Source organism: Pandoraea sp. SD6-2, from assembly GCF_000389825.1.
Lineage (GTDB): Bacteria > Pseudomonadota > Gammaproteobacteria > Burkholderiales > Burkholderiaceae > Pandoraea > Pandoraea communis.
Window position 1 is genome coordinate 55,806 of sequence record NZ_KB944451.1, and the last position, 13,762, is coordinate 69,567.

10 protein-coding genes and 1 tRNA gene are annotated in these 13,762 nt (G+C 60.7%); all 11 read right to left on the bottom strand.

The features are described 5' to 3' along the window. Positions 1-428: 428 nt before the first annotated feature. The 11 genes from C266_RS14715 to C266_RS14765 all read right to left on the bottom strand — a co-directional run bounded on the left by C266_RS14715 (position 429) and on the right by C266_RS14765 (position 13,715). Complete coding sequence (locus tag C266_RS14715) at positions 429-2,699, bottom strand: EAL domain-containing protein (RefSeq protein WP_010806043.1); 2,271 nt, start codon at positions 2,697-2,699, stop codon at positions 429-431. Positions 2,700-3,082: 383 nt separating this feature from the next. Then, complete coding sequence (locus tag C266_RS14720; RefSeq protein ID WP_010806044.1) at positions 3,083-3,475, bottom strand: MerR family transcriptional regulator; 393 nt, start codon at positions 3,473-3,475, stop codon at positions 3,083-3,085. 79 nt (positions 3,476-3,554) lie between these two features. After that, complete coding sequence (locus tag C266_RS14725) at positions 3,555-3,947, bottom strand: integration host factor subunit alpha (protein WP_036663111.1); 393 nt, start codon at positions 3,945-3,947, stop codon at positions 3,555-3,557. 64 nt (positions 3,948-4,011) lie between these two features. Continuing rightward, on the bottom strand, positions 4,012-6,450 hold the full coding sequence (pheT, locus tag C266_RS14730; protein ID WP_010806046.1) for a phenylalanine--tRNA ligase subunit beta: 2,439 nt from the start codon (positions 6,448-6,450) through the stop codon (positions 4,012-4,014). An 86-nt stretch (positions 6,451-6,536) separates the two neighbouring features. Beyond that, on the bottom strand, positions 6,537-7,550 hold the full coding sequence (gene pheS / locus C266_RS14735) for a phenylalanine--tRNA ligase subunit alpha (protein ID WP_010806047.1): 1,014 nt from the start codon (positions 7,548-7,550) through the stop codon (positions 6,537-6,539). Between the two features lie 127 nt (positions 7,551-7,677). Next, positions 7,678-8,037 (bottom strand): 50S ribosomal protein L20, encoded by a 360-nt coding sequence (rplT, locus tag C266_RS14740; protein ID WP_010806048.1) that lies wholly within the window; start codon positions 8,035-8,037, stop codon positions 7,678-7,680. A gap of 25 nt (positions 8,038-8,062) precedes the next feature. Beyond that, the gene (gene rpmI, locus C266_RS14745) at positions 8,063-8,260 is read right to left on the bottom strand and encodes a 50S ribosomal protein L35 (RefSeq protein ID WP_010806049.1); all 198 of its coding nucleotides are present in this window, start codon (positions 8,258-8,260) and stop codon (positions 8,063-8,065) included. Positions 8,261-8,436: 176 nt separating this feature from the next. After that, positions 8,437-8,955, bottom strand: a complete 519-nt coding sequence (gene infC / locus C266_RS14750) for a translation initiation factor IF-3 (protein ID WP_072633239.1) — start codon at positions 8,953-8,955, stop codon at positions 8,437-8,439. Positions 8,956-9,007: 52 nt separating this feature from the next. Then, entirely contained in the window at positions 9,008-10,915 is a 1,908-nt protein-coding gene (thrS, locus tag C266_RS14755; RefSeq protein WP_010806051.1) for a threonine--tRNA ligase, read from the bottom strand. 237 nt (positions 10,916-11,152) lie between these two features. Further along, positions 11,153-11,229 (bottom strand) — tRNA-Val (locus C266_RS14760). A 188-nt stretch (positions 11,230-11,417) separates the two neighbouring features. Beyond that, entirely contained in the window at positions 11,418-13,715 is a 2,298-nt protein-coding gene (locus tag C266_RS14765) for a bifunctional (p)ppGpp synthetase/guanosine-3',5'-bis(diphosphate) 3'-pyrophosphohydrolase (RefSeq protein ID WP_010806052.1), read from the bottom strand. Positions 13,716-13,762 lie beyond the last annotated feature (47 nt).

Sequence of the window (13,762 nt, forward strand, 5' to 3'; positions counted from 1 at the left end):
TTCTTACGTTGGCAAAGCATCCACCTCTTTCGAGTCGCGTCTCTGTCTATTCCCCGGACAGAAGCTCTGGTCGCGACTGGCATCTCTAGTGCCGGCAAATTCCCGCCAATTCTGATTTGCGCGTCGAACTCTTTTCCTCGTTCCGGATCCCTGGCTTGTCGCGCCCCGAGCCCTCGGATCCTGGCTACCTCGCATTGTCCACCCCGACAATTGCAAGCTGTTGACAACCTGCCGCCCTCACCTCTGAGCGTTGCTGGCTACGGCGCGCAGCCATGCGCACGCACCGTTGGACATCATCGCGAAGACCGGATAATTCTATAGCACTCCGACGATGAATCCGCAGGAAAAACCGACAGACGGTCGATTTATTGCGAGCGCCTATTTAATCTATTAATTAGCCGAATATATTCTTTTCGTTTACGACCGTTTCATTGGCAAATACCGAAACGGGAGACTACCGAATCGAGCAGTTCGATTTCCACCGGCCGGGAAAACAAATAGCCCTGCGCGCACAGTGGCACGAAATGGCGCAGCCAATCCAGTTGCCGCTCGTTTTCCACACCTTCGACGATCAATTCGATGCCCAACGAGCGCGCAATGTTGACGATGTTCGAAATCATGAGACACGATCGTGACGAATCGGGAATCGACTCCACGAAAGAACGATCGACCTTGAGCGTATCGACAGGAAAGCGCGTCAGATAGGACAACGACGAGTAGCCGGTACCAAAGTCGTCCAGCGCGATACGCACGCCCGCTCGTTTGAATTGCTCGATCTTCATTTCCACGAGCGCCGGATTCTTGATCATCACCGACTCGGTGATTTCCAGTTCAAGGCGATTCGGCTCAATCTCATATTCCTTCATGAGGCGCTCGACAAGCTCACCAATGTCGCCGCGCCAGAACTGCACCGACGAGACATTCACGGCAAGCCGCAGCGACGCCATCGGCGTGCCGCGCCATGCTTTCAGTTGACGGCACGCCTGCGTCAGCGCGAACTCGCCGATCGCTACGATCTGCCCGGTCGTCTCGGCCAACGGGATGAACTCGCCCGCGCTCAGCACGCCGCGCTCCGGGTGACGCCAGCGAATCAATGCCTCCGCGCCGCGCACGCAGTCGGCCTCGAGCGCCACGACGGGCTGATAGGCGAGGAAGAACTCGCCGTTGGCCAGCGCCTGCTCCATCTGGCGCTCCCACACGACAAGCTGATGGGCCTGGTATGTCATCTGCTGTGTATAGACACGCACCACGCTCTTGCCGGCTTCCTTCGCCGAGTACATGGCGAGATCCGCCTTCTTGATGAGATCCTCCTCGGTCTCGTCGGCCTTGGACCAGAACGTCACACCAATACTCGCGTGCAGCGCAAACGACGTGCCGTCGGCCACCATGGGCGCCTTGAGGGCGGCAAGCAGCATCTCGCCGAGGGGTTCGGCTTGCACCGCTGCATCGTCATCTTCGAGCAACACCATGAACTCATCGCCAGCAAAACGGGACAGCATGGCGCCCGGCGGCATGCGTGGCGCGAAGCGCTCGGCCACCTGGCGGATGATCTCATCGCCCTGCGCGTGGCCCAACGTATCGTTCACGCTCTTGAAGTTGTCGAGATCGATGTGAAGCAACGCAACCTTGCCGACCCGATCGGGATCGGCCAATGCGCGTCGTAGCGACTGCATCAACGCATAGCGGTTGGGAAGTCCGGTAAGCGCGTCGTACGAAATCAGACGCGTGAGTTGCTGGTCGCGGCCGATGAGTCGCTGCATTAGGTAAGCAATGAGCGCGAAGAACACAACGAGCGCGACCGACACGAAAGTCGCCATCGTCAGATACACGCGCTCCACGTGCCGGTACTCGGCCAGTCCCTCGTCCACCGACAAGCCGACTTGCACCGCCAGCGGATAGTCGCGCAGATGATGGTACGCCACGATGCGCTCGATGCCGTCGATGGGATCTCGCTGGACGCCGGAGTTACGTTGCTCAGTCGCGAAAGGCGGCAACTCCCCCATGCCGGTAATCGCCACGCTCGCACCGGTGCTGCGCGCGAGCAGCGCACCGTCATCGGCGATCACGGCGATCTGTCCGAATTGGCCGAGCACGGCATTCGTGTAGAAATCGGCGGTGAAGTAACTCGGCTCCTGCGACACGACGACCACGCCTGCGAAGCTGCCGTCGGGGTTGTTCAGTCGCCGGCTGAACTGGAGAACCCACTTGTGCGAGACGCGACCGAAGACCGGATGGCTGATGTATAGGCCGTCGCTCGCGGTATCCAGATGCACCCGGAAATGCTCCCGGTCGGCAATGTTCACTCCGGTGCTACCGGGCATCGTTGCCGCGATGACGTCGCCCTTGGCATCGGCCACACTGACCAGCACCATGAAACGATCCGTGACGATCCCTTCGGTCAGCGTGCGTGTCAGATCAAAGCCGCCACGACGTCGCTCGTACTCGTACTTCACGAACCGGGTGATCTGATCGACTTGACGGATAGCACGCAGCGTCTGCTGCTCCAGCGCAGTGGCCACGGTCGATGCCGAGGCGGCCGTATCGCGCAGAACGGCATTGTGCTCGATCGAGATGCGCCAAAGCACAGCGGTCCAGACGAGGACCAGAATCAGGAAACCGAAAATCAGAATCGCGCCAATTGCGCGATAGGACGTAGCCCAACGCCAGCGCCGTGCCCCCGTCGTGCTCGGTTCCGCCATAGATCGAGATCCTTTCAGCCTTCGCGCCCCCGCGCAGAAGGTCGATGTTGGCCCGGTTATCAATAGGATCCAGCGGGCGTCACTGACGGACGCCATCGTTTTCGGCAAGTGTAAGGCAAGCGCAGCGCCCCCGGAAGTCGTTCGACATCCCCTCAACCGGGGGATGTATCGCGCTCATCATGCCAGACGAACACGGCCCTGCCCATCCAACGGGGCCATATCTCGGATTACGGACAATTCGCCCCCCACTGCATTAGGAGAATCCCGAGGTACGAGGCCGGCCTGCCAAATGGCCCGACAGGCCGCGGCGCCTTGCGGAGTGACAAATGGCTCGGGAAACGCTGAAAAAGAAGAGACGCGTCAGTCTTCGACGTGCCACGTGCTCATGACTTGAGCAGATCAAGGAGGGATTCAAGTCTACGGCGTAAGTCGGCAACGTCAAGCACAGCGTGGACTTCGGCCGCCGTTGGCGCGCCGCCTTCTGCGGTAGCACCGCCCGACGCACGAGCGCCACGCGGCGAGTCGGCTTCGAGGCGGTTACGGGCACCATTGATGGTAAAGCCCTGCTCATAGAGCAACTCCCGGATACGCCGGATCAGCAGGACTTCATGGTGTTGGTAGTAACGGCGGTTACCGCGCCGCTTGACCGGGCGCAGTTGCGTGAACTCCTGCTCCCAATAGCGCAGTACGTGCGGCTTGACACCACACAGCTCGCTCACCTCACCAATGGTGAAGTAACGCTTGGCGGGAATCGGCGGCAAGGCAACGTGATCCATCGCGGCGTTGGCGGAATCGGACGACGGTTAGACTGCGGACGAAAAAACCAACGGCCGCCACAGAAGCGGCGGCCGGGATTTACTTGCTCACCGCGCCAGATTCGACGATCGACTTGAACTTCTGGCTGGCGTGGAAGGTGACGACGCGACGTGCGGCAATCGGAATGGCCTCGCCGGTTTTCGGATTCCGACCTGGCCGTTGCGGCTTGTCGCGCAACTGGAAGTTACCGAAGCCGGACAGTTTGACGCTGTCACCCGACTCAAGCGCGTCGCGGATCGATTCGAAAAACGCCTCGACCATATCCTTCGCTTCACGCTTGTTCAGACCAACGTGCTCGAAGAGCAACTCGGCCAGTTCGGCCTTGGTCAGCGTCGGCGCCTCGGTCGAGACCTCGTTCACTTCGCCGCGCCCCAGCGCGATGCGCTGCGCCGCGAGCATGGCTTCAAATTCACCAGGATTCATTTCGTTCATACGTCCCACGCGATGGCGATGACAGTGCGATGGTCTACTCGCAACCGGATCTTTTACTGAGTTTTCAGGCGCGCAAACGTGCGCCAAACCCTTCTACCCGTTGTACCAGTGCGTTAATGGCGCCCTGGACCGTCTCGTCCTGCAACGTACCCGAGGGGTCTTGCAGAGTAACACGAAATGCCACGCTTTTGTCCTGCGCACCAAGCGAGCCCGACGCGGCGCCAGCCTTCGGCCGGAACTCGTCGAACAACCGTACCGATTGCACCACGCTGCATGCCGGATCGTCGTCACGCGCGGCCAGCATGGCGTCAAGCAGCCCTTGCACCGGCTGCGCCTGATCGACCACGAGTGCGATATCGCGCGTGACCGGCGGGAACTTCGAGATGTCCTCGTAGCTCGCGACATCACGCACGAAAAGTGCCTCTGCCTCGATCTCGAATAGCACCGGCGCCTGCGGCAAATCGTACTTCTGCTGCCAACGCGGGTGCAACTCGCCAATGAATCCGACGCGCTTGCCGCCGACCTCGATCGCCGCACTGCGTCCCGGGTGCAACGCCGGGTGCTCAGCCTTCACAAAGCGCGCCGTACGCGGCGACAACAGCGCCTCGAGATCGCCCTTCACGTCGAAGAAGTCGACCTGACGCGTTGCAGCACCCCATTGCTCTTCGAGCACCGGACCGTACGCCAGCGCCGCCACCGTGACCGGCTGACGGTAACCGCCAACGCTCAGTTCACCCGAGGCCACCGTGCTGTCACGATGGTACGTGCGGCCGATTTCAAACACACGAACGCGCGATGCCTTGCGATTCAGGTTGTAGCGGGTAGTCGCGATCAGGCTACCGATGAGCGTCGAGCGCATCACCGCGAGGTGACTGGCGATCGGATTGAGCAGCTTGATGGGGTTGTCGTTACCGGCGAAGTCCGCTTCCCACTCGACATCGACAAAGCTGAAGCCGACCGTCTCGTGGTAATCGCGCGCGGCCACGGCATGGCGCACGGCATGTTGCGAACGACGGCCTTCCTGCGTCGGACGCATGGCGCTCGCAGCAACCGGCGGATTGGCCGGAATACGATCAAAACCGTAAATGCGCGCAATTTCTTCGATCAGATCTTCTTCGATCTCGATGTCGAAGCGATACGACGGCGGCGTGACGTCGAACACACCGTCTTGCAAGGTGAACGGCAGACCGAGACGCGTGAAAATGGCGCTCATCTCCTGCTCGGAGACCGGCACGCCCAGAATCTTGATGGCACGCGCGACACGCATCTTCACCGGCTGGCGCTCGGGCAACTTCGCGACCTGATCTTCAAGCGGCCCCGCCTGGCCACCGCAGATCTCGAGCACCAGTTGCGTGGCGCGCTCAAGCGCACGCACGTTGCCTGCGAAGTCGACGCCACGCTCGAAACGATGCGACGCGTCGCTGGTGAAGTTGTACTTGCGCGCACGGCCCTGAATCGCCTGCGGGAAGAAAAACGCACCTTCGAGGAAGATATTCTGCGTTTCCAGACCCGCCTTGGTCGAGTCGCCGCCCATGATGCCGGCAAGGCCGATCGGGCCGCTGGCGTCGGTAATGGCGAGCACGCTCTCGTCGAGCGTCACGGTCTGTTCATTGAGCAACTTGAGCGTCTCGCCCGCACGGCCGAAGCGCACGTCGATCCCGCCTTGCAGACGGTTCAGATCGTAGACGTGCAGCGGTTGCCCCAGTTCGAGCATCACGTAGTTGGTGATATCGACCAACGCGGAAATGCTGCGCTGGCCGGCGCGCTCAAGGCGCTCCACCATCCAGCGCGGCGACGCAGCGGCAGCGTTCACGTGACGAATGATGCGGCCACCGAAACGTCCGCAGCCTTCCGGCGAACTGATACGTACCGGCAACGTATCGGCGATCGTTGCCACCTGCGCGCCCTGCCCCGGCAGATCCTTGAGCGGTGCGCCGGTGATCGCGGCGACTTCACGGGCGATACCGAGCAACGACAGACAATCCGCCTTGTTCGGCGTGAGCTTGACGACAAATACCGTGTCGTCCAGATCGAGATACTCGCGGATGTTCATGCCGACCGGCGCATCTTCCGGCAGAATCATCAGGCCGGCGTGGTCTTCCGAGAGCTTCAGCTCACGTGCCGAGCACAGCATGCCGAAACTCTGCACACCGCGCAACTTGCCGATCTTGATCTGGAACGGCGCACCGCCGGCTTCGGCCGGGGGCAACGCAGCGCCAACGGTCGCACACGGTACCTTGATGCCAGGTGCCACGTTCGGCGCGCCGCACACGATGGTGAGCGTCTCGCCAGTGCCGGCGTCGACCTGACAAACATTCAGACGATCAGCATCCGGATGACGGGCGACTTCGAGCACCTTAGCCACCACCACACCTGTAAAAGGCGGGGCGACCGGGTCGGTTTCCTCGACTTCGAGCCCGGACATCGTCAGGGCATGCGCCAACGCGTCCGTCGACAAATCCGGGTCGACCAGGGTACGCAGCCACGATTCAGAGAATTGCATGGATCAGTTCGCTCGCAGTTAAGTCTTCACTTCCGAAAGCCCGGTGGCAGCGGCTTCGCGCGCCAGCCCGGGGCCATCGGCATCGATTACATGAATTGGCGCAGGAAGCGCAGGTCGTTCTCGTAGAACAGGCGCAGATCCTGAACGCCGTAGCGCAGCATCGTCAGACGCTCAAGCCCCGAGCCGAAAGCAAAGCCGATGTAACGCTCCGGGTCGAGCCCCATATTGCGCACCACTGTCGGATGCACCTGCCCCGAGCCCGAGATTTCCAGCCACTTGCCGGCGTTCTTGCCGGTTTCGAACTGCATGTCGATTTCGGCCGACGGCTCCGTGAACGGGAAGTACGACGGACGGAAACGCACCTGAATGTCGTCGCGTTCGAAGAACTTGCGCAGGAAATCGGTGTACACGCCCTTCAGGTCGGCGAAGCTGATGTCTTCGGCAATCCACAAACCCTCGACCTGATGGAACATCGGCGAGTGCGTAGCATCGGAGTCGACGCGATACGTGCGCCCCGGCGCGATCACCTTGATGGGCGGCTTGTTCATGCGCGCGTAGCGCACCTGCATCGGGCTCGTGTGCGTGCGCAGCAGCAGCGGCTTGCCGGCATCGTCGTTACCATCGACGTAGAAGGTGTCCTGCATCGAGCGCGCCGGATGGTTCTCCGGGCTGTTCAATGCAGTGAAGTTGAACCAATCGGTTTCGATTTCGGGGCCGTCGGCCACGTCAAAACCAATGGAACGGAAAATTTGCTCAACGCGCTCCCAGGTATTGAGCACGGGATGCAGGCTGCCAGCACCCAGGCCTCGGCCGGGCAACGTGACGTCGATGGCCTCGGCGGACAGGCGCGCGTCGAGCAGCGCATCGGCCATGGCCTGGCGGCGCGCCTGCAGGGCGCCTTCGATCTGTTGCTTGGCCGCATTGATCCGTGCGCCTTCGCTCTTGCGCGCTTCGGGATCGAGCTTGCCGAGGCCTTTGAGCAACTCGGTCAGTTGGCCGGTCTTGCCGAGAAAGCGGGCTTTCTCGTTTTCCAGCGCGGCGGCGTCGGGAGCGGCGGCGAACGCACGCTGCGCTTCGCTGACGATAAGTTCCAGATCCATATGCTACAGACTCAAGTTAGGCGGTCGGGATGGCCGCATGGACAAGCGAAAAACAAAAGGGGGCTCCGATGAGAGCCCCCTCCTGGCGAATGGCGCGCGGTAAAACGCGCTATACGCTATTTACAGCTTAGGCTGCGACGGCGGCTTTCACCTGAGCGACAATCGCGGCAAACGCCGGCTTGTCGTTGATGGCCATGTCGGACAGCACCTTGCGGTCGAGTTCGATCGAGGCCTTCTTCAGACCAGCGATGAACACGCTGTAAGTCATACCGTGCTGACGCACACCTGCATTGATACGCGCAATCCACAAAGCGCGGAACACGCGCTTCTTGTTGCGGCGATCGCGATAGGCGTATTGCCCAGCGCGCATGACCGCTTGCTTGGCGATGCGGAAGACGTTATTGCGGCGGCCGCGGAAACCCTTGGCTGCAGCGATGACTTTCTTATGGCGGGCCCGTGCGGTGACCCCACGTTTGACTCGAGGCATGTTTCTCTCCTATCTAAGTCGGGGTTTAAGCGAAGGGCAGCATTGCGCGTACGGAGTTCAGATCAGACTCATGAACGCCGACGGCACCGCGCAGGTGACGCTTATTCTTGGTGGTCTTCTTCGTCAGAATGTGACGCTTGAAGGCCTGACCACGCTTGACGGTACCGCCAGGACGCACGCGAAAGCGCTTCTTGGCACCGCTCTTGGTTTTCATCTTAGGCATGAAAAACTCCGAGTTTTTAACATGATCACAGGTGTGACGCCAAAATCGCGCCCCTTGTAGAACCCGGGATCACTTGTGTTCAGGGCCTAACTGCACCCTGCATCGCTGTCACGCCCTTACGGGCGATGACGGCAATTCCTTACCACCCGGCGGTGTCGCTCGACACCGCCACGGCATTACTTCTTCTTCGGCGCGATGACCATGATCATCTGACGGCCTTCCATCTTCGGCATCTGTTCCGGCTGACCAACCTCTTCGAGATCGGACTTCAGACGTTCCAGCATACGAGCGCCGATTTCCTGGTGGGCCATCTCACGACCGCGGAAACGCAGCGTGATCTTGGTCTTGTCACCGTCTTCGAGGAACCGCTTCAGATTGCGCAACTTGACGTTGTAGTCGCCGTCGTCGGTGCCAGGCCGGAATTTGACTTCCTTGATCTGAACAACCTTCTGCTTCAGCTTGTTCTCGTGCGCTTTCTTCTGTTCCGAGTACTTGAATTTGCCGTAATCCATCAGACGGCAAACCGGCGGATTCGCGGTCGGCGCAATTTCCACCAGATCGACATCAGCCTCTTCGGACAGACGGAAAGCCTCTGCCAGTTTCACAATGCCAAGTGGCTCATTGTCGACGCCATTTAGACGCACTTCAGGCGCTGTAATTTCGCCGTTAATGCGATGCGACTTATCGGTAGCGATGTTGCATATCCTCGAAAAAAGTCAAAAATTTAGCCGCGCTGTCCGACAGGCGTTATTGGAACGTCGCGCAATCCTGCGCAAGGCGTTCGATGAGCGCGTCAACGGGCATCACACCCAGATCCACGCCGCCACGGGCACGCACGGCTACCGTATTCGCCTCCTGCTCCTTGTCCCCCACTACGACGAGATAGGGAACTTTCTGCATGGAGTGCTCGCGTATTTTATAGCTAATTTTCTCGTTGCGCAAATCGCTACGAGCCCTAAGCCCTTGTTCTTGCAACTTTTTCGTCACTTCTTGAGCGTAATCGGCCGTTTTTTCGGACACATTCATCACAATCACCTGCTCCGGCGCGAGCCAGACCGGCATTGCACCAGCATGGTGCTCGATCAGAATACCGATAAAACGCTCGAGCGAACCCAGGATCGCGCGGTGAAGCATGACCGGGCGGCGGCGGCTGTTATCTTCGGCCACATACTCGGCGTCCAGGCGCTCGGGCATCGAGAAATCGACCTGCATCGTGCCGCACTGCCATTGGCGGCCGAGCGCGTCCTTGAGCGTGTATTCAATCTTCGGCCCGTAAAACGCCCCGTCGCCCTCGGCGATGACGAATTCGCAGTTCGAACGGCGCAGCGATTCCATCAGCGCAAATTCGGCCTTATCCCAATTCTCATCCGACCCGACACGATGTTCAGGACGCGTAGCGACCTTGTAAATCATGTCCGTGAAACCGAAGTCCTTGTACACAGCGTGCAGCAGCGCCGTGTAGTTCACGCACTCGTCGAGAATCTGGTCTTCCGTACAGAAAATATGACCGTCGTCCTGCGTGAAGCCACGCACGCGCATCAGGCCGTGTAAACCACCCGACGGCTCGTTGCGGTGGCATTGACCGAACTCGCCGTAGCGAAGCGGCAGATCGCGGTAGCTGTGCAGCGCCGAGTTGAAAATCAGCACATGCCCCGGACAGTTCATCGGCTTGAGCGCGTAGGCGCGGCTCTCCGATTCCGTCGTGAACATGTTGTCCTTGTAGTTATCCCAGTGCCCCGACTTCTCCCAGAGCGTGCGGTCGAGAATCTGGGGGGCCTTCACTTCCTGATAGCCGTTGCTGCGATAGACGCGGCGCATGTACTGCTCGACTTGCTGCCAGAGCGTCCAGCCCTTCGGGTGCCAGAAGACGAGCCCCGGCGCCTCTTCCTGCATGTGGAAGAAGTCCAGCGCACGGCCGAGCTTGCGGTGATCGCGCTTCTCCGCCTCTTCAAGCATGTGCAGATACGCGTCCTGATCTTCCTTCTTCGTCCAGGCCGTGCCGTAGATGCGCTGAAGCTGCTCGTTCTTGGCGTCGCCGCGCCAGTATGCGCCGGCGACCTTCATCAACTTGAAAACCTTGAGCTTGCCCGTCGACGGCACGTGCGGACCACGGCAGAGGTCAACGAACTTACCTTCGCGGTAGAGACCGATTTCGTCCGTTGCCGGAATCGACTCGATGATTTCGGCCTTGTACTTCTCGCCCATCGACATGAACAGGCGCACGGCGTCGTCGCGCGAAAGCACTTCGCGCGTTACCGGCTCGTCCTTCTTGGCCAGTTCGTGCATCTTCTTCTCGATGGCATCGAGGTCTTCCGGCGTGAAGGCGCGGTGGAACGAGAAGTCGTAGTAAAAGCCATTCTCGATCACCGGACCGATCGTGACCTGCGCCTCGGGGAACAGCTCCTTGACGGCGTACGCCAGCAAGTGGGCGGTCGAGTGGCGGATGATGTCCAGGCCATCGCCGTCCTTGTCCGTCACGATGGCGAGACTCACGTCGCGATCGATCAGATAAGACGTATCGACGAGCTTGCCGTCAACACGCCCCGCCAGGGCCGCCTTGGCCAGACCCGTGCCGATCGAACCCGCGACTTGTGCCACCGTCAGAGGGGCTTCGTACTGGCGTTGCGAACCGTCAGGCAAACGTACCGAAATCATGTCGCACTCCCATGCGCAAAAACGTCACGCGCGACAAACGCCACGCGGCAAACCACGAAAAAAAACGGCCTCGACTATCGTCGAGGCCGTCTCTTCATTCCTTACATCCAGACGAAAAACACCCTCGACTTAACGTCGCACCTTCACCACTGTGAAAGTTCGGGCGATCATGAACATGAGTGTTTTTCCAGCGTCTGTGTCTGCGGGGTCTCGCGGACTGTCATGCATCAAATTCGTTGGTAGGCTCGATTGGACTCGAACCAACGACCCCCACCATGTCAAGGTGGTGCTCTAACCAGCTGAGCTACGAGCCTACTGCAAGAGAACGAGATTCTAGCAAGGTTTCCGCAGACCGCCAAGCGATTATTGTGCCTGCCGAAGAAAAAACGCATCAGGCAAGGCGTTTGCGCGTATTCCCTCGCACAATCCCCTTCCCTCGCCCACTCGTTTTCTCGCCTGACCGACCAGACATCGGCCCGCCGTCAATCCCGCCAAAATCCGTTTACCGTCGACGCGACGACACCACGCCTGCCACCCCGGCGAGTTGCGCAAGCGCCCGCTGCAACTGTCCGCCATCGCGCACTTCCACGGTGAACTGCATGAACGCCTGAGCCCCTCGCGACTGCGTGCTGACGCCCGTGACGTTGAGTTTCTCGCGTGAGAACACTTCCGAAATATCACGCAGCAGCCCTTGACGGTCCGATGCCTCGATCTGAATGTCCACCGGATACGCCGCCACGCCGCGCCCTTCGAGCACATCGGCCGACCAGGCAGTCTGGATCACTCGTTCGGGCGCGCGCGCCTTCATGGACTGAAAACTCGCGCAATCCTGACGGTGGATCGACACGCCCTTGCCCCGTGTGACGAACCCCACGATCGGGTCGGGCGGTGCCGGCCGGCAGCACTTGGCCAATTGCGTAAGCAACGCGCCGACGCCGACCACCAGCACCCCGCTCTTGGCCCCCTGAGTCACGCTCGTATCGAGACTCTTCTTCGCGACGAGCGTGTCCTCGTCACGAGGCTCCGGCCCCGGCAGATTGCCCGAAAGCGCCTGCTCGACGTGCCTCAGGCTGAATTCATCCTTGGCGATGGACGCATAGAGATCGTCCGGCGTCCGGAATCCCAGGCGGGTCGCCAGCTCCTCCAGATTGACCGACGTCTTGCCTTCGCGCTGCAACGTCTTGTCGATGAGCGCCCGCCCCTGAGCAATCGTCTCCTCAAGGTCGATGGTATTGAACCACTGGCGCACCTTCTGACGTGCCCGATGGCTCTGCAAATACCCCAACTGCGCGTTGAGCCAGTCGCGCGACGGACCGCCTTGTTTGACCGTCACGATCTCGACCGTCTGTCCGTTGTGCAGCGGCGTATTGAGCGGCACCATGGCACCGTCGACACGCGCGCCACGACAGCGATGCCCCAGTTCCGAGTGCAGGTGATAGGCGAAATCGATCGGCGTCGAACCTTGCGGCAGCGAGATCACGCGTGCCTGCGGCGTCAGCACATAGATGTGGTCGTCGATCGTCGCACGCTTGAGTTGCTCCCAAGGCTGTACGGCACCTTCCGCGCCGACCGTATCGGCCACGTCGTCCTTCCACGCCAGCAGCTGACGCAGCCACGCGATCTTCTCGTCGTAGGCCTCGTTCGCCGAGAACGCGCCGCCGTAACCTCGCTGCCCGGCCTCCTTGTAACGCCAATGGGCTGCAATGCCGTACTCGGCAAAGTGGTGCATTTCGTGTGTTCGGATCTGCACTTCGAACGCCCGCCCGTCGTCACCGATCACCACGGTATGCAGCGACTTGTAACCGTTGGGCTTCGGACGCGAGATGTAATCGTCGAACTCTTTCGGAATCGGCTGCCACAGGTTATGGACGATGCCCAACACCGTGTAGCAATCCTTGATGTCGTCGACGATCACGCGAAACGCTCTCACGTCGTACAGCTCGGCAAAATCGACCGCTTTGCCGCGCATCTTCTTCCAGATGCTGTAGATATGCTTCGGTCGCCCGGACACCTCGGCCTTCACGCCCGCGCGCGCCAATTCGTCCTGAAGACGCTGGATTGCCCCCTCGATGAACGTCTGGCGCTCGACCCGCTTTTCTTCGAGCAGCTTGGCAATCTGCTTGTACGTGACCGGCTCGAGAAAGCGGAACGCGAGGTCTTCGAGTTCCCACTTCAGTTGCCAGATACCCAGGCGGTTCGCGAGCGGCGCGTAGATCTCGAGCACCTCGTGCGGCATGTCCTCAGGCGGGGCCTTCTTCTGCGCCGCATACCAGCGCAGCGATTGCAGACGCGATGCCAGGCGGATCATCACAACGCGGATGTCCTGCGCGAACGCGAGCAGCATCTTGCGCAACCCTTCGACCTGCGACTTGCGCTCGGCCGAGGCGTCGCGATCGCGCCCGTCGGAGGGCATGGCCTGAGCAGCGCGCGAACCCGCGCCGGAGAGCCGTTGCAGCTTGCGCACGTCGATCACGAGCGCGGTGACTTCTGCACCGAAGGTCTGGGTCAACGTGGTTTGCGCATCCGGCAGAAACTCGGCGGCCGAAAACAACGCCGCCGCCTGATGTGTCGCCTCATCCACGCGAAGCGTATCGAGAATCGCGAGCATGCCGCGCGCATGCGCCATGATCGGCTCGCCCGACGAAAGGACGTGTGCCGCGCATAGCTTCTCGGCAAACGCGAGCGCATCGGCCAGCGTGGCGGGCAGTTGTGCCTCGCCCCCACCCGTTACCGGATTTGTAGCACCGGGCGCCGTTGTTGAATGAGTGCCTGCGGATGTCGGTGCTTGATGTTGGTTCATGTCGGAGCACGGGGCGACAAGCGCCCCTGATGATGCGGGTCGAGCCC

Coding starts and splice junctions, on each gene's coding strand:
- C266_RS14765 (WP_010806052.1), bottom strand. CDS start 13,715: ATGAACCAACATCAAGCACCGACATCCGCAGGCACTCATTCAACAACG.
- rpmI (WP_010806049.1), bottom strand. CDS start 8,260: ATGCCTAAGATGAAAACCAAGAGCGGTGCCAAGAAGCGCTTTCGCGTG.
- rplT (WP_010806048.1), bottom strand. CDS start 8,037: ATGCCTCGAGTCAAACGTGGGGTCACCGCACGGGCCCGCCATAAGAAA.
- C266_RS14725 (WP_036663111.1), bottom strand. CDS start 3,947: ATGAACGAAATGAATCCTGGTGAATTTGAAGCCATGCTCGCGGCGCAG.
- C266_RS14715 (WP_010806043.1), bottom strand. CDS start 2,699: ATGGCGGAACCGAGCACGACGGGGGCACGGCGCTGGCGTTGGGCTACG.
- pheT (WP_010806046.1), bottom strand. CDS start 6,450: ATGCAATTCTCTGAATCGTGGCTGCGTACCCTGGTCGACCCGGATTTG.
- thrS (WP_010806051.1), bottom strand. CDS start 10,915: ATGATTTCGGTACGTTTGCCTGACGGTTCGCAACGCCAGTACGAAGCC.
- C266_RS14720 (WP_010806044.1), bottom strand. CDS start 3,475: ATGGATCACGTTGCCTTGCCGCCGATTCCCGCCAAGCGTTACTTCACC.
- pheS (WP_010806047.1), bottom strand. CDS start 7,550: ATGGATCTGGAACTTATCGTCAGCGAAGCGCAGCGTGCGTTCGCCGCC.